This window comes from Shinella sumterensis (assembly GCF_004514425.2).
In the GTDB taxonomy this organism is placed as follows: domain Bacteria; phylum Pseudomonadota; class Alphaproteobacteria; order Rhizobiales; family Rhizobiaceae; genus Shinella; species Shinella sumterensis.
Window position 1 is genome coordinate 288054 of the sequence record NZ_MYFN02000003.1, and the last position, 17933, is coordinate 305986.

15 protein-coding genes are annotated in these 17933 nt (G+C 64.6%); 4 read left to right on the forward strand and 11 right to left on the reverse strand.

What is annotated here, in order from left to right; all coding sequences use genetic code 11:
- Nucleotides 1-46: 46 nt before the first annotated feature.
- Both panB and panC read right to left on the reverse strand, forming a co-directional pair.
- Nucleotides 47-871: a 3-methyl-2-oxobutanoate hydroxymethyltransferase gene (panB, locus tag B5M41_RS08445; protein WP_134649554.1), complete on the reverse strand. Its 825-nt coding sequence runs from the start codon at nt 869-871 to the stop codon at nt 47-49.
- A 1-nt stretch (nt 872) separates the two neighbouring features.
- Nucleotides 873-1757, reverse strand: a complete 885-nt coding sequence (gene panC / locus B5M41_RS08450; RefSeq protein WP_134649555.1) for a pantoate--beta-alanine ligase — start codon at nt 1755-1757, stop codon at nt 873-875.
- 277 nt (nt 1758-2034) lie between these two features.
- On the opposite strand from panC, the gene B5M41_RS08455 reads away from it, so the two are divergent.
- The 4 genes from B5M41_RS08455 (at nt 2035) to B5M41_RS08470 (ending at nt 6377) form a co-directional block, all read left to right on the forward strand.
- Nucleotides 2035-4008: a DEAD/DEAH box helicase gene (locus tag B5M41_RS08455; RefSeq protein WP_134649556.1), complete on the forward strand. Its 1974-nt coding sequence runs from the start codon at nt 2035-2037 to the stop codon at nt 4006-4008.
- Nucleotides 4009-4076: 68 nt separating this feature from the next.
- On the forward strand, nt 4077-4919 hold the full coding sequence (locus B5M41_RS08460) for a TIGR02587 family membrane protein (protein ID WP_134649557.1): 843 nt from the start codon (nt 4077-4079) through the stop codon (nt 4917-4919).
- A gap of 7 nt (nt 4920-4926) precedes the next feature.
- The gene (locus B5M41_RS08465; RefSeq protein ID WP_134649558.1) at nt 4927-5337 is read left to right on the forward strand and encodes a TIGR02588 family protein; all 411 of its coding nucleotides are present in this window, start codon (nt 4927-4929) and stop codon (nt 5335-5337) included.
- Between the two features lie 125 nt (nt 5338-5462).
- Nucleotides 5463-6377 (forward strand): M23 family metallopeptidase, encoded by a 915-nt coding sequence (locus B5M41_RS08470; protein WP_134649559.1) that lies wholly within the window; start codon nt 5463-5465, stop codon nt 6375-6377.
- A gap of 3 nt (nt 6378-6380) precedes the next feature.
- Here B5M41_RS08470 and ligA read toward each other — a convergent pair whose 3' ends face one another.
- The 9 genes from ligA to B5M41_RS08515 all read right to left on the reverse strand — a co-directional run bounded on the left by ligA (nt 6381) and on the right by B5M41_RS08515 (nt 17665).
- A complete protein-coding gene (ligA, locus tag B5M41_RS08475; protein WP_134649560.1) occupies nt 6381-8540 on the reverse strand; it encodes an NAD-dependent DNA ligase LigA in 2160 nt (719 codons plus the stop codon).
- Nucleotides 8541-8618: 78 nt separating this feature from the next.
- Nucleotides 8619-10289, reverse strand: a complete 1671-nt coding sequence (gene recN / locus B5M41_RS08480; RefSeq protein ID WP_134649561.1) for a DNA repair protein RecN — start codon at nt 10287-10289, stop codon at nt 8619-8621.
- 75 nt (nt 10290-10364) lie between these two features.
- Entirely contained in the window at nt 10365-11231 is an 867-nt protein-coding gene (locus B5M41_RS08485; protein ID WP_134649562.1) for an outer membrane protein assembly factor BamD, read from the reverse strand.
- 155 nt (nt 11232-11386) lie between these two features.
- Nucleotides 11387-12343 carry a UDP-3-O-acyl-N-acetylglucosamine deacetylase gene (gene lpxC / locus B5M41_RS08490; RefSeq protein WP_134649563.1) on the reverse strand — a complete coding sequence of 319 codons (957 nt, stop codon included), beginning with the start codon at nt 12341-12343 and terminating at the stop codon, nt 11387-11389.
- A 39-nt stretch (nt 12344-12382) separates the two neighbouring features.
- On the reverse strand, nt 12383-12580 hold the full coding sequence (locus B5M41_RS08495) for a hypothetical protein (protein ID WP_134649564.1): 198 nt from the start codon (nt 12578-12580) through the stop codon (nt 12383-12385).
- A gap of 78 nt (nt 12581-12658) precedes the next feature.
- The gene (gene ftsZ, locus B5M41_RS08500) at nt 12659-14401 is read right to left on the reverse strand and encodes a cell division protein FtsZ (RefSeq protein WP_134649565.1); all 1743 of its coding nucleotides are present in this window, start codon (nt 14399-14401) and stop codon (nt 12659-12661) included.
- A gap of 101 nt (nt 14402-14502) precedes the next feature.
- A complete protein-coding gene (gene ftsA, locus B5M41_RS08505; protein WP_134649566.1) occupies nt 14503-15834 on the reverse strand; it encodes a cell division protein FtsA in 1332 nt (443 codons plus the stop codon).
- Nucleotides 15831-16751 (reverse strand): cell division protein FtsQ/DivIB, encoded by a 921-nt coding sequence (locus B5M41_RS08510; protein WP_134649567.1) that lies wholly within the window; start codon nt 16749-16751, stop codon nt 15831-15833. Before B5M41_RS08510 ends, ftsA begins: the two co-directional genes overlap by 4 nt.
- Complete coding sequence (locus B5M41_RS08515) at nt 16739-17665, reverse strand: D-alanine--D-alanine ligase (protein ID WP_134649568.1); 927 nt, start codon at nt 17663-17665, stop codon at nt 16739-16741. The genes B5M41_RS08510 and B5M41_RS08515 overlap by 13 nt, the downstream gene beginning before the upstream one ends.
- Between the last annotated feature and the right edge of the window lie 268 nt (nt 17666-17933).

Here is a 17933-nt window from a genome sequence, read left to right on the forward strand (position 1 = left end):
TGCACGAACGCCGTTGAACGATAGTCGAGCCGAAAAAGACCGGCGGTCAGCCCTTCTTGAGCTGGAACGTATGCTCCGGACCGGGGAAGCTTCGGGCCTTCACCTCTTGCGCATAGGTCGCGAAGGCCTCGCTCATCAGCGGCGCAAGATTGGCGAAATGCTTGACGAAGCGCGGCTTGAAATCGGTGAAGATGCCGAGCACGTCATCGACCACCAGGACCTGGCCGTCGCAGGCCGGCGATGCGCCGATGCCGATGGTCGGCACCTTGACCGCGCCGGTGATCTCGCGCGCCAGCGGCTCGACCGTGCCCTCGATGACGATGGCGAACGCGCCGGCATCATCGATGGCGGCCGCATCCTTGCGGATCTTCTCGACTTCCTTGTCGTTGCGGCCAAGCGAACGGTAACCGCCGGTCGTGTTGATAAGTTGCGGCATCAGGCCGACATGGCCGAGCACCGGAATGCCGCGCTGGGTGAGGAAATGCACCGTCTCGGCCATCTCCGCACCGCCTTCGAGCTTGATCGCGGAACAGCCGGTTTCCTTGAGAACACGGGCGGCCGTGGCAAAGGCCTGTTCCTTCGACTGCTGGTAGGAGCCGAACGGCAGGTCGACCACGACACAGGCGTTCGACGAACCGCGCATGACGGCCTGGCCATGGGCGATCATCATCTCCAGGGTCACGCCGACGGTGGAATCGAGCCCGTACAGCACCATGCCGAGGCTGTCGCCCACCAGCATGAAGTCGACGTGCTGGTCCATGAGCTTGGCGACCGGCGTCGTATAGGCGGTCAGGCTGACGATGGGGCGCTCACCCTTCAGGGCCTTGATGTCGGCGGGGGCCAAACGGCGCTTGGCGGTGTGTACGCTCATGTCACGCTACCTTCTTTGCATGTTCAGGCATTGCATTTTTCGGGCCGAGGACCCGGTTATCGAGAAGCTTCGTGCTGCCGAAGCGAACGAAAAGCAGCAGCAGAACGGGCTTTTCGCCGATGGTCGCGACGTCGGCCAGTGTCTGGGGGTCGCGAACCGCGACGACTTCCGGCTCCGCCAGCGCCTCGCCTTGGATGAAGGCGCGCACCGCCGCCTCGAGCTTTCGCGCATCCGTCTCTCCGGCGGCAACCAGCCGCTCGGCCTCGTCCAGCGCCCGCGGCACGATGGCCGCGGCGGCACGCTCCTGCGGCGAAAGATAGACATTGCGCGAGGAACAGGCGAGCCCGTCGGCCTCACGCACCGTCGGCACGCCGATCACCTCGACCGGCTGGGCGAGATCGGCCACCATGCGGCGGATGATCGTGAGCTGCTGGAAATCCTTCTCGCCGAAATAGGCACGGTCCGGCCCTGCAATGTTGAAAAGCTTGGTGACGACGGTGGCAACGCCCGCGAAATGCCCGGGACGAACGGAGCCTTCCAGCTCGGCGCCGAGCTTCGGCACGTCGACCACCGTCTCCATCGGCTGCGGATACATGTCCTTGACGCCGGGCGCAAAGAGATAATGTACACCCTCCGCCTCGAGCATGGCCTGGTCGCGCGCGAGATCGCGCGGATAGCGCGACAGATCCTCGTTGGCGCCGAACTGCAGGGGATTGACGAAGATGGTGGCGACGACGATGTCGTTGTCGGCGCGCGCGCGCCGGACCAGTTCCATGTGGCCGACATGAAGATAGCCCATCGTCGGGACGAGGCCGATGGTCCGGCCGTCCAGCCGGTGCGGCGCAAGAGCCGCCCGCAATTCCGCGATGGTGGTAAAGGTCTGCATCGCCGGTTCCTCCTTGCTCTCACCCTCTCCCGCGGGCGATCCCAGGTGCATTCTCTCTGGAGCGCTTCCGGGGCGGCATTTTCTATCTTGTGCAGCGCAAAAAGACAATCGGCAAACGGATTTGGCACGCTTTGCCCGCCTGACGGGCAGCTTTGCGTTTTGCGCACTGTACATTTCGCCCTTTGACCAGTAGAGAGCGCGTCAACATGCTCGTCACCCGCGGGCTTGAGAGTGCGGTGCAAGATCGCCGCTAAACCCGAATTCCGGAAGACCCCACATGACGAGTTTCGACAGCCTCGCTCCGGCGATGGCAAAGGCGTTGGAAAAACGCGGCTATACCACTTTGACGCCGGTGCAGATCGCCGTCTCCGATCCCAAGATCGGCGATGCCGATGCGCTGGTGTCCGCCCAGACCGGCTCCGGCAAGACCGTTGCCTTCGGCCTTGCGATCGCGCCCACGCTGCTTGAAGGCGAAGAGCGCTTCGCCCGCGCGGCAAGCCCGCTGGCGCTTGTCATCGCGCCGACGCGCGAGCTTGCCATGCAGGTCAAGCGCGAGCTGGAATGGCTCTACGAACTGACCGGCGCGGTCATCGCCTCCTGCGTCGGCGGCATGGACGTGCGCAACGAGCGGCGCGCGCTGGAGCGCGGCGCCCATATCATCGTCGGCACGCCCGGCCGCCTGCGCGACCACATCACGCGCGGCAACCTCGATCTCTCCGCCATCCGCGCCGTCGTGCTGGACGAAGCCGACGAGATGCTCGACCTCGGCTTCCGCGAAGACCTCGAATTCATTCTCGAAGCTGCACCGGAAGAACGCCGCACGCTGATGTTCTCCGCGACGGTCTCGAAGGAGATCGCAGCGCTCGCGAAAAACTACCAGCGCGATGCCATGCGCATCTCGACGGCCGCCGAACGCGAGCAGCATGTCGATATCGAATACCGTGCCCTGCTCTGCGTGCCCGCCGATCGCGAGAACGCCATCATCAACACGCTGCGCTTCTACGATGCCCAGAACGCCATCGTGTTCTGCTCGACGCGCGCGGCCGTGAACCACCTGACGGCCCGCTTCAACAATCGCGGCTTCTCGGTCGTCGCGCTCTCGGGCGAACTCAGCCAGAACGAGCGCACGCACGCGCTGCAGGCGATGCGCGACGGACGCGCCCGCGTCTGCATCGCGACCGACGTCGCCGCCCGCGGCATCGACCTGCCGAACCTCGAACTGGTCGTGCATGCCGATCTGCCGACCAACCCGGAAACGCTGCTGCACCGGTCCGGCCGTACCGGACGCGCAGGGCGCAAGGGCGTGAGCGCGCTCATCGTGCCGCTCAGCGCCCGCCGCAAGGCCGAGCGCCTGTTGCAGGCTGCCAACCTCAAGGCCGACTGGGCCACCCCGCCCTCGGCCGAGGAGATCCTGCGCCGCGACGACGAGCGCCTGCTTGCCGACACGACGCTGACCGATACGATCGGTGACGACGAGATCGAGACCATCGATGCGCTCGTCGGCAAGTTCGATGCCCGCCAGCTCGCCGCCGCCGTCGCGCGCTACTTCAAGGCCGGCCGCTCTGCGCCGGAGGATCTGGTCGAAGTCTCGCTCGAGCAGCGCAAGCCGCGCGAGCGCAGCAACGATGCGATCCCGGCCGAGACCAAACGCCCGCGCGACAGTTTCGCCCGCAGCACCTGGATCTCCGTCTCCGTCGGCCGCAAGCAGCGCGCCGAGCCGCGCTGGCTCATCCCGATGCTGTGCCGCAACGGCACCCTCACCAAAAACGAGATCGGCGCCATCAAGATGCAGCCGGAGGAGACGTACATCGAGCTTTCCGCCGATGCCTCCGACGCCTTCCTCGGCGCGCTCGGCCCCGACAAGATGCTGGAACGCGGTGTCCGCGTGACCGTTCTTGACGGCATGCCCGACCTCACGCCGCAATACTACGAGCGCACGCCGGGCGAGAAGACGCAACGCTACGACAAGCCGTTCCGCGGCGAGCGTCGCGCCGACTGGAAGCCGCGCGGCGAATTCGAGAAAAAGCCTGGCTTCGGCAAGAAGAAGGACTTCGACAAGAAGCCCGATTCCGGCAAGGCCGAGGGTGCGAGCGCGAAGCCCCACTGGAAGGACCGCGACGACAACGCCGCCAAGAAACCAGGCAAGCCTTTCGGCGGACCGAAGCCCTTCAAGGGCAAGCGCGACGAGAAATTCGCCAAGCCCGAAGGCGGCCCCAAGAAGCCGAAGTTCAAGAAGACGGATCGCAGCTAGAACCTTCGTGGTGCGGAACATTCGGGTCCGCACCACGTTACCGTCGCACTTCTGTGGGGGGAAGCGCGATGGCAGACCGGACGGCATCCGCCGAAGACGATCAAAGCGAATTCAGCCGGTTCATAACGGGCCTCGGCCGTGGGGTCGCAGGCGCGCTGTTCTTCGCACTGCCCATGCTGATGACCATGGAAATGTGGTATCTCGGCTTCTACATGGCACGCGAGCGACTGCTGCTGCTCTTCATCCTCAACATTCCGCTTCTCGTCGTTCTGGCGCACCGCATCGGCTTTGAGAAAACCGTGAGCTGGCGCGATGCCGCGCGCGACGCGGTCGTCGCCTACGGTATCGGCATCCTGACCAGCATCATCGTGCTCGCCGCGCTCGGCCTTCTGCGCGGGGACATGTCGGCAAGCGAACTCATCGGCAAGATTGCCCTGCAATCGGTCCCCGCCAGCATCGGCGCCATGCTCGGACGCAGCCAGCTCGGCGACGAGGACGACGACACGGAGGAAAAGGCAACGCCCTATCACAGCGAGCTCTTCCTGATGGGCGTGGGCGCGCTCTTCCTGTCGCTCAACATCGCGCCGACCGACGAGATGATGGTGCTGGCCTACAAGATGACCATCTGGCACGCTCTCATCGTCTCGCTCCTCTCCATCGCGCTGATGCACGGCCTGGTCTATGCCGTATCCTTCATCGGCGGGCACGAGCTTTCGCCCGAAACGCCATGGTGGCACGCCTTCGTGCGCTTCACCCTGCCCGGCTATGTCGTCGCATTGGCGGTCAGCGTGCTGGCGCTCTGGATATTCGAGCGCCTCGGCGACAGTTCGGCAATCGAGATCATGGTATCCGTGATCGTGCTCGGCTTTCCATCCGCGCTCGGCGCTGCCGGCGCACGGTTGATTCTGTGAGAATGCCATGACGAAACAGGAAAACCGCCGTCAGCGCGAACGACAGGATCCACACTGGATCGAGTGGCTGACCGGCGTCGTCTCCGCGCTCCTCGTGGCCGCCATGCTCGGCTGGCTGGGCTGGGAGGCGATCATGCGCCCGACGACGCCCCCCGATCTTTCCATCCACGTCGTGTCGACGGAACGGGCCGCCAGCGGCTACCGCGTGGCCTTCGACATCGCCAATACCGGCACGACGACAGCCGCGGCCGTCACCGTGATCGGTCGGCTCATCCAGGACGGGCGCGTGATCGAGGAGAATCCCGTCGTTTTCGACTATGTCGCGGCGCAGTCGAAGACCGAGGGGGCCATCTTCTTCCGCAACAATCCGGCCGCGGGCGAAATTTCGATTCAACCGGCGGGTTATACCAGCCCTTAAAAAACGACGGCAAGCCTTGGAATAGATTCGCGAAAAGCGGAACCAATCCCTTTGGCGCGTATTGAACCAGACAATTGCCGGGGTCCGAGATCAGCGAGACCTGGCCAATCGCCAAGGTCTGACTCATGCAGCTTTCGCTTGCCATCCTCTTGACGACGCAGGTCTTCCTTCCGGCCTTTTTCCTGATCTGGCTCTGGTGGCCACGCCCACCCGACCAGCTGGCGTGGTTCATGCGCGTGTTCTACGGCGCATGCTACCTTGTCTTCATCACGGTTCTGGGGCGCTGGGATTTTCTCAGCGTTACGCTCACCGTCATCCTGCCGGCCGTCTTCGCCCTTGCGGCCTTCCTGTCGTTCATGCGCGTTCGCAACCGTCCGTGGAACACCGCCGCCTCCCCCGTGCGCGTACACGGTTTCACCGCCGCCATGAGCGTCTTCTTCCTGGCGCTCGCGATGCGCGGCCTGTCCGGCTACGGCTACCACGAAACCGCCGTCGACCTCGCGTTTCCCTTCGATCGCGGCGAATACTATATCGGCCAGGGCGGCAGCACGACGTCGATCAACAACCATCATAACGACAAGAGCCAGCGCTTCGCGCTCGACATCGTCGCGCTGAACAGGCTCGGCGCGCGTGCCGATGGCCTCATGCCGCGCGCGCTTGCCGATTACGTGATTTTCGGCAGGACGGTGAAAAGCCCGTGCAGTGGCATCGCCATTTCCACGCATGACGGCGTCGCGGACAATGCGATCGGGGAAACGAACGCTAAGGAGCCGGCCGGCAACCATGTCATCCTCGCCTGCGGCTCGGTGCGCGTCCTGCTGGCCCATCTGGAACCCCGGTCGATCGCCGTCAGCGCGGGAGAACAGGTAGCCGTCGGCCAGACGGTCGGTCAGGTCGGCAATTCCGGCAATTCGTCGGAGCCGCATCTGCACATGCACGCCTATCTCGGCGGCACCGTCGACTATAACGAGGGCGAAGGCGTGCCGATGACGTTCGGCGACCGTTTCCTGGTCCGCGGTTCGATCGTCACCGTGCCCTGACGGTCACGACTTGATGCGTTCGAACCAACCGTCCTCGTCGATCACCTCGATGTCGAATTCGCGCGCCTTGTCGAGCTTGGAGCCCGCTCCCGGCCCGGCCACGACGAGATCGGTCTTCTTGGAAACGGAACCGGCGACCTTCGCGCCCAGACGCTCCGCCATGGCCTTGGCTTCGTCCCGCGTCATCTTTTCCAGCGAACCGGTGAAGACGACGGTCTTGCCCGCAACCGGACTGGAGGAGACGACCACGGCTTCCGCCGCCTCGGGCGTGACTTCCTTCAGCAGCCGGTCGAGCACATCGAGATTGCGCGGCTCCTTGTAGAACTCGACGATGGCGCGCGCGACGACCTCGCCGATGCCCTCGATATTGTTGAGGTCGTTCCATGCATCGCCGGACAGGCTTTCGGCCTCCTTCATCGCCGTCGCAAAGGCATCGTAGGTGCCGTAGGCGCGCGCCAGCAGCTTGGCGTTGGTTTCCCCCACATGGCGGATGCCGAGCGCATAGATGAAGCGGTTGACCGCGATGGACCGGCGGGCGTCGATCGCATCGAAAAGCTTGCGCACGCTGACCTTGCCGAAGCCGTCGATATTCTCCAGCTTGGCGAGAGGCGACGCCTCCTGCCGTTGCCGGAGGGTGAAGATATCGGGTGCCGTGCGGATGCGCAGGGCCTCATCCTCCGCCTCGAAGAAGAAGTCGATCTGCTTGGCGCCCAGCCCTTCGATATCGAAGGCATTGCGCGACACGAAATGCTTGAGGTGCTCCACGGCCTGCGCCCGGCAGACGAAACCACCCGTGCAACGCGTCACCGAATCGAGCCGCCCGGTCTTCTCGTGACGTTCGCGCACGGCATGGCTGCCACAGACCGGGCACGTCTTGGGAAAGACATAGGACGCCGCATCCGATGGACGCTTTTCCATCACCACGTCGAGCACCTGCGGGATCACGTCGCCGGCACGCTGCACGATGACGGTATCGCCGATGCGGATATCGTGCCCCTCGGGGCGGATGCGTTCGCCGCTGTTGCCGATGCCCTCGATATAATCCGCATTGTGCAGGGTCGCGTTGGTGACGACCACGCCGCCGACCGTGACCGGCGTCAGGCGCGCGACGGGTGTGAGCGCGCCGGTTCGGCCCACCTGGATGTCGATCTTCTCGACGATCGTGAAGGCCTGCTCGGCCGGGAACTTGTGTGCCGTCGCCCAGCGCGGCGAGCGGGACCGGAAGCCCAGCCGCTCCTGCAGCGCCAGTTCGTCGACCTTGTAGACGACGCCGTCGATATCGTAATCGAGATCCGGCCGGGCAAGGCCGATTTCCCGATAGTGGGCGATGATATCCTCCACCCGGGTCAGGCGCTGCGTCATCGGGTTGACCGGGAAGCCCCACGATTTCAGCACGCCGATCATGCCGAACTGTGTATCGGCCGGAATCGACGACATCTCGCCCCAGGCATAGGCGAAGAAGCGCAGCTTTCGGCTTGCCGTCACGCTCGCGTCGAGCTGGCGCAGCGACCCCGCCGCGGTGTTGCGCGGATTGACATAGGTCTGCCTGCCCTCGGCCGCCATCTTCTCGTTGAGCGCCAGGAAGTCGCTCTTGGCCATGTAGACCTCGCCGCGCACCTCCACGACATCGGGCGCGCCGGCAGGCAGGCGGTTCGGTATCTCGCCGATGGTCAACACGTTGGCCGTCACGTTCTCGCCCGTCGTTCCGTCGCCACGCGTCGCCGCCGATACCAGGCGACCGTTCTCGTAGCGGATGGACATCGACAGGCCGTCGATCTTCGGTTCGGCGGTGAAGGCGATCGTCTCGTCGGGCAGACGCCCCAGGAAACGATAGACGCTGTTGACGAAATCCCGCACGTCCTCGTCGGAGAACGCGTTGTCAAGCGACAGCATCGGACGCGAATGGGTGATCGGGGCGAAGGTAGGAAGCGGCGCCGCGCCGACGCGGCGCGACGGGCTGTCATCGCGCACCAAGGCCGGGAAGCGCGCCTCGATCGCCTCGTTGCGGCGCTTCAGCGCGTCATAGTCCGCGTCCGAGATCGCCGGCGCATCCTGCCCGTGATAGAGCTCGTCGTTGCGCGCGATCTCCGCCGCAAGATTGGCCAATTCGGCCGCGGCCTCTTCTTCGGTCAGTGTCTCGACAGGGATTTTCGCGTTGGCCATGACATGCTCCGGATTCTGCCACCGGTTTTAGAGCAAAGTTGGCGAAAGAAAAGGTGGGAGTGCGGGTGGGATCGCCCCTCAGCCGCCACCGGAAAGCAGACGGGCCGCGGCGGCCCGCGCCTCTTCGGTCACGGATGCGCCAGCCAGCATGCGGGCGATCTCTTCGGTCCGCGCGCCGTCGTCCATGCGGGCGACGCGGGTGGCGACCGTTTCGCTGCCTTCGACCGGCCCCTTGGAGATGAGAAGGTGCGTTGCCGCGCGCGCTGCCACCTGCGGGGCATGCGTGACGGACAGGACCTGAACCGTCGAGGACAACCGCTTCAGCCGCTGGCCGATGGCATCGGCCACCGCTCCGCCCACACCGGTGTCGATTTCGTCGAAGACGAGGGTCGGGGCAGAGCCGCGGTCGGCCAGCGCCACCTTGAGCGCCAAAAGGAAACGCGAGAGTTCGCCGCCCGACGCCACCTTCATGATCGGGCCTGGCCGCGTGCCCGGATTGGTCTGCACGTGGAATTCGACCGTATCGATCCCCTCCTCCGCGCCGCCTTCGGGGTCGGTGGTGATTTCGACGGTGAAACGTGCCCGCTCGAGCTTCAGGGCCGGCAGTTCCGCCATCACGGCCGCGGCAAGCGCCTCAGCGGCGCGATGGCGCTTTTCCGAAAGCGAGCGCGCGGTGATCTCGAACGCCGCCCGCGCCTCCGTGAGCCGCGATTCGAGCTGTACCAGCTTCTCCTCGCCGGCATCGAGATCGGCGAGATCCGCGATCATCTTCGCCGCCAGCGCCGGCAGTCCCGTAACGGGCACCGAATATTTGCGGGCGGCCGCGCGCAGCGCAAAAAGGCGCTCCTCCGTCCGCTCCAGTTCCTTCGGATCGTATTCCGTCTTGCGCAACGCGGCCTCGACGGCCATCTGCGCATCGGACAGGTGGTTCAGCGCCTGGTCGAGCAGTTCGACGGTTTCCTCCAGCAGACCGGGCGCCTCATGGCTCTTGCGCTCCAGCCGCCGCACCATGGAGGCAATCAACGGCACGGGCGATGCATTGCCGTTGAGGAAGTCGCTCGCCTCGCTGATATCGCCGGCAATACGCTCGGCCTTCATCATGCGGGACCGCACCTCGGCCAGCGCGTCCTCCTCGCCATCCTGCGGCGACAGCGCCTCGAGCTCCTCGACGGAGGACCGCAGGTAATCGGCCTCGCGGGCGGCGGCCTCCACCTTGTCGCGATGGCGTCGCAGGGTGCGCTCGGCATCCTTCCATTGATGATAAAGCCTGCCGACATCGGCGGCCGCATCGTTGAGACCGCCGAAGGCATCGAGCAGCAGGCGATGTGCATCCGTATCGACCAGCGCGCGATCGTCATGCTGGCCGTGGATCTCGACAAGGCGCTGCCCCGCCTGCCGCATGAGCTGCACGGAGACGGGCTGGTCGTTGACGAAGGCCTTGGTGCGCCCGTCGGCCGACTGCTGGCGGCGGAAGATGAGGTCGCCGTCGTCGTCGATGCCGTTTTCACGCAGCAGCGCGCGCGCGGCATGATCAAGCGGCACGTCGAAAACCGCCGTCACCTGGCCGCGCTCGGTTCCGTGGCGCACCAGCGAACCGTCGCCGCGCCCGCCGAGCGCCAGCGAAAGACTGTCGAGAAGAATGGATTTACCGGCACCCGTTTCGCCGGTCAGCACGGACAGGCCCGGCTCGAACGCAAGATCGAGCCGTTCGATCAGGACGATATCGCGGATCGATAGCTGCGCCAGCATACCGTGTCAGATCTCTTTGTTATCGCGATTCCGGACGCAGAACTGTCGCACACTTTCCGCTCAACCGGGCCGGCGTCAAGCCCCGATCAGCTTCTTGCCCGCGCGCGAGATCCACGAGCCGGAATTTTCGCGCGGCTCCAGGCCCTTGGTCTGCAAGAGCTTGTAGCTGTCGGAATACCACTGGCTGTCCGGATAGTTGTGGCCGAGAACGGCGGCCGCCGTCTGCGCCTCGCTGTCGACGCCCATCGCGTAATAGGTCTCGACGAGACGAGCGAGCGCTTCCTCGATCTGGTTGGTCATCGGGTACTTCTCGACGACGACGCGGAAGCGGCTGGCCGCCGCGATATATTCCTTGCGCTCGAGATAGTAGCGGCCGATCTGCATTTCCTTGCCGGCGAGCTGGTCGCGGGCGAAACGGATCTTCGCCTGGGCGTCCTCGACATATTCCGACTTCGGATAGTTGTCGACGACGGCCTGCATGGCCTCGATCGTCTGCTGCGAGGCGCGCTGGTCCTGCGTCACGCTCGGGATCTGCTTCCAGTAGGCGAGACCGACGATATACTGCGCATAGGCGGCGTCCTCGGACCCCGGATAGAGGCTCAGATACCGCTTGCCCGCCTTGATGGCTTCTTCATTGCGGCCCTGACGGTAATTCGTGAAGGCCAGCATGACGAGCGACTTGCGGGCCTCGTCGGAGAACGGGTTCTGGCGGTCGACGGCCTCGAACTTGCGGGCAGCCTCGCCCACCTTGCCGGCGTTCATGTTCGCCAGGCCTTGGTTGTAGAGCGTCTGGGACGATTCGGTTTCGCCCGTCAGTTTGGTGATGTCGATGTCCGGGTCCGACTGGCAGGCGGAAAGAACGACAGACGCCGCCGTAGCGAAAAGCGTAAGATAGACAATACGTGCCGTCTTCTTCACACCAACAGATCCTGCAACAACCATGAGACAATCCCAGTTCAACGGCACCAAATGCGGGCGGGCCGCACATGCGCCCCGCGTTGTATCTCCAAAAGCGTGAAGATCGCAACGCCATGCCGGCGCATTAACGCATTTTTATGGCAGTCGTGACGGGAGAAAAGCTTAATTGCGCCCCGGCCTCACAAAGCCCAGGGCGCAAATTCCGGCGCATTGACCGCAACCAGCTCACGCTGGCCGGGACGCGAACGCGACCCGGCATCTTCGACCACCTCATAGGCCGTCGGATCGCTGAGCAGCGCCTTGAGTGCGTAGGCGTTCATCTTGTGGCCGCCGCGATAGGAACGGTAGCGGCCGATGAAGGGTGCGCCGGCCAGCGCCAGGTCGCCAACGGCGTCCAGCGTCTTGTGACGCACGAACTCGTCCTTGGCGTAGCGCAGGCCTTCGACATTGATCACGGTGTTGTCGTCGGAGATGACGACGGAGTTTTCCAGCGACGAGCCGAGCGCATGGCCGGAGGCCCACAGACGCTCGACATCGCGCATGAAGCCGAAGGTCCGGGCACGGGAAAGCTCGTTGCGGAAGGTCGAGGGCGTCATGTCGCCCTTCCAGGCCTGACGGCCGATCAGCGGGCAATCGAAATCGATCTCGACTTCGAATCGCATGCCGTCATAGGGCGAGAACTCGGCCCAGGACGCACCGGCATCGACGCGAACCGGCTTGATGACACGGATATAGCGGCGCTTGACCGAAAGCGGCACGATGCCGACCTGATCGATGGCATCGATGAAGGGAGCCGAGCTGCCGTCCATGATCGGCATTTCCGAGCCGTGCACTTCGACGAGCAGGTTGTCGAGACCGAGCGCGTAAAGCGCGGCCATGACATGCTCGACCGTGGCGATGGAGGTCGCGGCGGAAAAGCCGAGAACGGTGCAAAGATCCGTGTTGCCGACCTGCGAGGAGACGGCGCGGTATTCGCTGACGGTGCCGTCATCGTGCAGGCGCTGGAAGAGGATGCCGCTGTCGGCCTCCGACGGGTTCAGGGTGATCGACACGGCCGCGCCGGAATGCACGCCCGTTCCGGAAATCGTCACCGGGGCCGCAATCGTCGTCTGGAAACCGAGCATCGTCATGTGCATTCGCCTCGTCTTAGTCTCGGCGCATTCATCGCCGACATTTCAATTCGCGGGCCGAACAGTACCGCGGCTGAACGCCTTGCGTTCGCCGACAAGCCTGCCGGAACGTTTGAAGGTTTCGTAGCGCGCGGCCATGCCGTGGCGTGATTCCTGCTGCCCCTTTGCCCAGCCTGAATTTAGTCGGCCGGTCGCCATCATACAAATCACTGTTTCTTTCGGTTTGTTACGCAAAATCCGCATCGCAAGTCCTTGAAAGAACTAAGGAAACAAAAATGCCCGGATCGATGATCCGGGCATCTGTGACAAAGCCGTTGCGCCTCAGTTCGACTGGCGGCGCAGGAAGGCCGGGATTTCCAGCTGATCGTCCTCGTGCAGGGCACGCGGCTGCGGGTTGGCGCGGCCGTGGTCATCGAGCTGGCCGCGACGCGGCGCATACAGGCTTGCCTCCGCCGACAGCGGGCGGCGCTGCTGCTGCTGGGCGACGGGAGCAGGCTCCTGGGCCGGGTGGGCTTCCTCATGACGGCCGAGCGACGAGGTCAGCCGCTTGAGCAGGCCCATCGGGCCGCGCTCTTCGTGATGGGCGGCCGGCTGCTGGGCAGCGCGGTGATCCATCTCGGCCTGCACGACCGGCGGGAAGTCCTCGATCTTCGGCATGCGCATGGACTGCGGCTCCTGACGAATGATCGGGGCGGCATGCTCGACGCGCTGCTGCATCACCGGAGCCTGCTGCATGACGGGCGCCTGCTGCTGCACCGGTGCAACGCGCTGGACGGCCGGGGCTTCCGCCGGAGCCGCGAAGATGCGGTTTTGCAGGCGAGGCTCTTCCTGATGCACGGCAGCCTGCTGGACCGGGGCCGGACGCGTCATCGGGATGGACAGCTCGCGATCGAGGCTTTCTTCCGAGGCGCGGATGGCTTCGGCGATCGGGTCGACGGCGGGCTGCTGGGTGACCGGCTGCTGCTGCAGCACGGGCTGCGGCTGGCTGACCGGCTGGGGTGCTGCGGCGACGGGCTGCGGCTGGATGGCGGCGGACGGGCGAACTACCGGCTTGCTGAGGTTGCGAAAGTCAGCATTCCGTGCAGCCACCTCCGAGGCCGCGCGATCGATACCGGTTGCAACAACGGAAACGCGGATCAGGCCTTCGAGCTCTTCGTCGAAGGTAGCGCCGAGTATGATGTTTGCGTCCGGATCGACTTCCTCGCGGATACGGGTTGCCGCTTCGTCGACTTCGAAGAGGGTCAGGTCACGGCCGCCGGTGATGGAGATCAGCAGGCCCTGGGCGCCCTTCATCGAGGTTTCGTCGAGCAGCGGGTTGGCGATCGCGGCTTCGGCGGCGGCCATTGCGCGGCCCTCGCCGGAGGCTTCGCCCGTGCCCATCATGGCGCGGCCCATCTCGCGCATCACCGAGCGGACGTCGGCGAAGTCGAGGTTGATGAGGCCTTCCTTGACCATCAGGTCGGTGATGCAGGCAACGCCGGAATAGAGAACCTGGTCGGCCATCGCGAAGGCGTCGGCAAAGGTCGTCTTGTCGTTGGCGATGCGGAACAGGTTCTGGTTCGGGATGACGATCAGCGTGTCGACCGACTTTTGCAATTCCTGGATGCCTTCTTCGGCCAGACGCATGCGGCGGCCGCCTTCGAAGTGGAACGGCTTGGTGACGACGCCGACGGTCAGGATGCCCTTGTTGCGGGCGGCCTGTGCGACGACGGGCGCCGCACCCGTGCCCGTGCCGCCGCCCATGCCGGCGGTGACGAAGCACATGTGGGTGCCGTTCAGGTGATCGATGATCTCGTCGATGCACTCTTCGGCGGCTGCGCGGCCGACTTCCGGCTGCGAGCCGGCGCCGAGGCCTTCCGTGACGGCGACACCCATCTGGATGATCCGCGAAGCCTTGGTCATGGTCAGCGCCTGGGCGTCGGTGTTGGCAACGACGAAGTCGACGCCTTCCAGGCCCGCGGTGATCATGTTGTTGACGGCGTTGCCGCCACCGCCACCGACGCCGAAGACGGTGATGCGGGGCTTCAGCTCGGTGATGTCAGGCTTCTGGAGCTTGATAGTCATTGCAGTGTTCCTTTCGTTTCCGGCCGCTTCGCCCAGCCGGTCTATTCCCAAAACTCAGTTGTCGGTCTTTCCCGGCACTCGCTACGCCGCCGGCAAACCCGTCAGAAACTTTCCTTCAGCCACTGTCCCATGCGGGCGATGCGGCCATTACCCCCCGTCAGCTGCGAGAGCATGCCGCCCTGCACAGCGTGTTCTTCCAGTTCCGCGACCTGCGGGTAGATCATCAGACCCACCGCCGTCGAAAAGGCCGGTCCCTTGGCTGCCGTCGGCAGGCCGGAGACACCGAGCGGACGGCCGATGCGCACGTTGCGGGCCAGGATGCGGCGCGCCGCTTCGGGCAGGCCCGTCAGCTGGCTTGCGCCGCCCGTCAGCACGATCCGCTTGCCGACGATCGGCGAGAAGCCCGAGCGCTGGATGCGGTCGCGGATGAGTTCGAGCGTCTCCTCGATCCGGGCGCGCACGATCCGCGAAATCAACGACTTCGGCACATGGGTCGGCTGGTCGCGGTCGTCCTCGCCGATCGGCGGAACGGTGATGATGTCACGCTCGTCGCCGGCATTCGGCAGGGCCGAGCCATGCACGACCTTCAGGCGCTCCGCATCCTCGATACGGGTCGAAAGGCCCCGTGCGAGATCGGTGGTGACGTGGTGGCCGCCGAGCGAGACCGCGTCGGAATGGACGAGCTTGCCTTCGGCAAAGACCGAGATCGTCGTCGTGCCGCCGCCCATGTCGATGCAGGCGCAGCCGAGTTCGACTTCGTCGTCGACAAGCGCCGAAAGGCCGCTCGCATAGGGCGTCGCCACCATGCCCTCGACGGAAAGGTGGGCGCGGTTGACGCAGAGTTCGAGGTTCTTCAGCGCCGAACGCTCGGCCGTCAGAACATGCATGTCGACGCCCAGAACGTCGCCGAACATGGAGAGCGGATCGCGGATGCCGCGCTCGCCGTCCAGCGAGAAGCCGGTCGGCAGCGAATGGAGGATGGCGCGGTCCTGGCGCAGCGACTGGTGGCCGGCAACGGCAAGCACCTTGCGCAGGTCGTTGGCGTCGACTTCCTGGCCGCCGAGGTCGATGGTCGCGGTGTAGACGTCGCTCTGCAGGCGGCCGGCGGACACGTTGACGATCAGGCTCTCGATGGTGAGGCCGGCCATCCGCTCGGCCGCGTCGACGGCAAGGCGGACCACGCTTTCAGCCGCATCCAGATCGCCGATCACGCCGTTCTTCACGCCGCGCGACTTCTGGTGGCCGATGCCGATGATTTCGACATTGTGGGTGCGGCGCGGCAGGATCTCGCTCTCGGCGCGCGGCGTCAGCCGGCCGATCATGCAGACCACCTTGGTGGAGCCGATATCGAGGACCGAAACGACGTGAGCCCGCTTCGAGGAAAGCGGCTTCAAGCGCGGCAGGCCGAAATGGGACGAACCGAAAATGCTCATGTGCGCTTCGCTGCCTTCTTCAGGTCCTTTGTCCTCTGCTCGACCATCTTGTTACGACGTTCGAGCGCCCCTTCCGTCAGACGCACCGTCGTGCGGTCCTCAAGCCTCAGATCGACAGCCGCGATATCGCGTTCCAGGATGCTTTCCTCCGCTTCCAGCGTGGCGAGCGTATCCATGGCGCGGGGCACGTTGTGCTCCGGCAGCTTCACGACGATGCCGTTGTCGAGACGCAGGTCCCAGCGGCGGCCGGCGACGCGGATGTAGGCCTTCACGCGCGACTTGATCTCCGGCCAGTTGTCGAACTCGTCGGAAAAGCCGGCGGCGGCCGTCTCGGCATCGCGGCCGACGAACAGCGGCAGCGTGGAAAACTTGTTGTCGCGAAGCGGCGCGATCACGCTGCCGTTCTTCTCGATCAGCGACAGATCGCTGCCATGCTGCCAGATGCCGAAAGCCTCGCGCTCCTTCAGCGTGATCTCGATCGTGCCCGGATACACCTTGCGGACCGCGACGTCCTCGACCCAGGGCAGTTCGCTGAGCTTCTTGCGCGCATCCTTGACGTCGAGCGCGACGAGCGAGGTCGTGCCGTCCAGCCCGAGGCGCTCCAGGATATCGATTTCCGAGGTCTCGCGATTGCCGGAAACCTTCACGTCCTCGATGGCAAAGCCGATCGCCGTCGTCGAGGCCTGGGCGAAATCCTGCGAGTGACCGCCGAGCGACATGCCGTAGAAGCCGGTCGCGCCGAGAAACAGTGCGGTGGCGATGCTGCCGGTGTGGCGGGGAATATGGATGCGGCCAGCCGCAAGGCTGACGAGGAAACGCACGATACGGCGCAGCGGGCGTGGCAGCACACGACCGCCTTCCGTTTCCGGAAGACCGACGGGGCGCACCCTGCTCTTCTTGGCGCTCAACGCAAACACGACGCGTCCTCCACCATCCAACTCAAGAATTCACCAAAAGAGTGGCCGGCATGGACGGCCATTTCAGGCACCAGGGAGGTGGGGGTCATGCCGGGCTGGGTGTTGATCTCCAGCCAGATAAGCTCGCCATTCTCTGAAAAACGGTCGTCGTAGCGGAAGTCGGAACGGCTGACGCCACGGCACCCGATCGCTTGATGCGCCTTGAGTGCGAGTGTTTGTACTTTTTGGTAAATATTCGGTGAAATCTGCGCCGGAATGATGTGTTTCGAGCCACCTTTCACGTATTTCGAATCATAGTCGTAGAAGGCGTGGCCCTGCGGCACCACTTCCGTGACCCCGAGCGCGACATCGCCCATGACACCGCAGGTCAGCTCACGACCGTAGACATAGCGCTCGACCATGACTGCATCGCCATAGCGCCATTCTTCCGAGGTGATGATCTGCGGCGGATGCGACTGGTCTTCCTTGACCATGACGACGCCGAAGGACGAGCCCTCGCGCACGGGCTTCACCACATAGGGCGGCGTCAGCGGATGCGCGGAGGTGAAATCGAAACGGTTCATCAGCCGCTGCTCGGCGACCGGAATGCCGGCGGCCTTGGCGACGATCTTGGCTTGCGCCTTGTCCATGGCGAGCGCGGAGGCAAGCACGCCGGAATGGGTATAGGGGATCTGCAGGAACTCGAGCAGACCCTGGATGGTGCCGTCCTCTCCGAACGGCCCGTGCAGCGCGTTGAAGGCGACATCCGGCTTCAGCTCGGCAAGAACGGTTGCGACGTCGTGACCGACATCGACGCGCGTGACCTTGTAGCCCTCGGCCTCAAGCGCGTCGGCGCAGGCGTTGCCCGACGAAAGGCTCACCGGCCGTTCCGACGAAAAACCACCCATCAGCATCGCGACATGCTTTACGCTCATAGAACCCCCAACTGAATTCCGCATTCTGCTCCGCGCTGCTTGCGTGGACCTGATTTCGTCAGGGTCCGCTTCGGCGAGTCGCGTGAGGACCACTAGAGCGCCATTAAGGTTAATGAAGCGTTTACTTTCGTTAACCGGACGCACCGTGGATCAAATTTTCCTGTCCCGAATCAAGCCACGCTACGATTCTCTCTCAAGAATCAGAGCCTTGCTCACCATGCAAGAAAAACCGCACGACAGAGTGCCCGCGGCTTCGGGTGTGAGCATG

Excerpts from the sequence above, each read along its gene's own strand:
- panB (WP_134649554.1), bottom strand. The coding sequence starts at position 871 with ATGAGCGTACACACCGCCAAGCGCCGTTTGGCCCCCGCCGACATCAAG.
- panC (WP_134649555.1), bottom strand. The coding sequence starts at position 1,757 with ATGCAGACCTTTACCACCATCGCGGAATTGCGGGCGGCTCTTGCGCCG.
- B5M41_RS08455 (WP_134649556.1), top strand. The coding sequence starts at position 2,035 with ATGACGAGTTTCGACAGCCTCGCTCCGGCGATGGCAAAGGCGTTGGAA.
- B5M41_RS08460 (WP_134649557.1), top strand. The coding sequence starts at position 4,077 with ATGGCAGACCGGACGGCATCCGCCGAAGACGATCAAAGCGAATTCAGC.
- B5M41_RS08465 (WP_134649558.1), top strand. The coding sequence starts at position 4,927 with ATGACGAAACAGGAAAACCGCCGTCAGCGCGAACGACAGGATCCACAC.
- B5M41_RS08470 (WP_134649559.1), top strand. The coding sequence starts at position 5,463 with ATGCAGCTTTCGCTTGCCATCCTCTTGACGACGCAGGTCTTCCTTCCG.
- ligA (WP_134649560.1), bottom strand. The coding sequence starts at position 8,540 with ATGGCCAACGCGAAAATCCCTGTCGAGACACTGACCGAAGAAGAGGCC.
- recN (WP_134649561.1), bottom strand. The coding sequence starts at position 10,289 with ATGCTGGCGCAGCTATCGATCCGCGATATCGTCCTGATCGAACGGCTC.
- B5M41_RS08485 (WP_134649562.1), bottom strand. The coding sequence starts at position 11,231 with ATGGTTGTTGCAGGATCTGTTGGTGTGAAGAAGACGGCACGTATTGTC.
- lpxC (WP_134649563.1), bottom strand. The coding sequence starts at position 12,343 with ATGCACATGACGATGCTCGGTTTCCAGACGACGATTGCGGCCCCGGTG.
- B5M41_RS08495 (WP_134649564.1), bottom strand. The coding sequence starts at position 12,580 with ATGCGGATTTTGCGTAACAAACCGAAAGAAACAGTGATTTGTATGATG.
- ftsZ (WP_134649565.1), bottom strand. The coding sequence starts at position 14,401 with ATGACTATCAAGCTCCAGAAGCCTGACATCACCGAGCTGAAGCCCCGC.
- ftsA (WP_134649566.1), bottom strand. The coding sequence starts at position 15,834 with ATGAGCATTTTCGGTTCGTCCCATTTCGGCCTGCCGCGCTTGAAGCCG.
- B5M41_RS08515 (WP_134649568.1), bottom strand. The coding sequence starts at position 17,665 with ATGAGCGTAAAGCATGTCGCGATGCTGATGGGTGGTTTTTCGTCGGAA.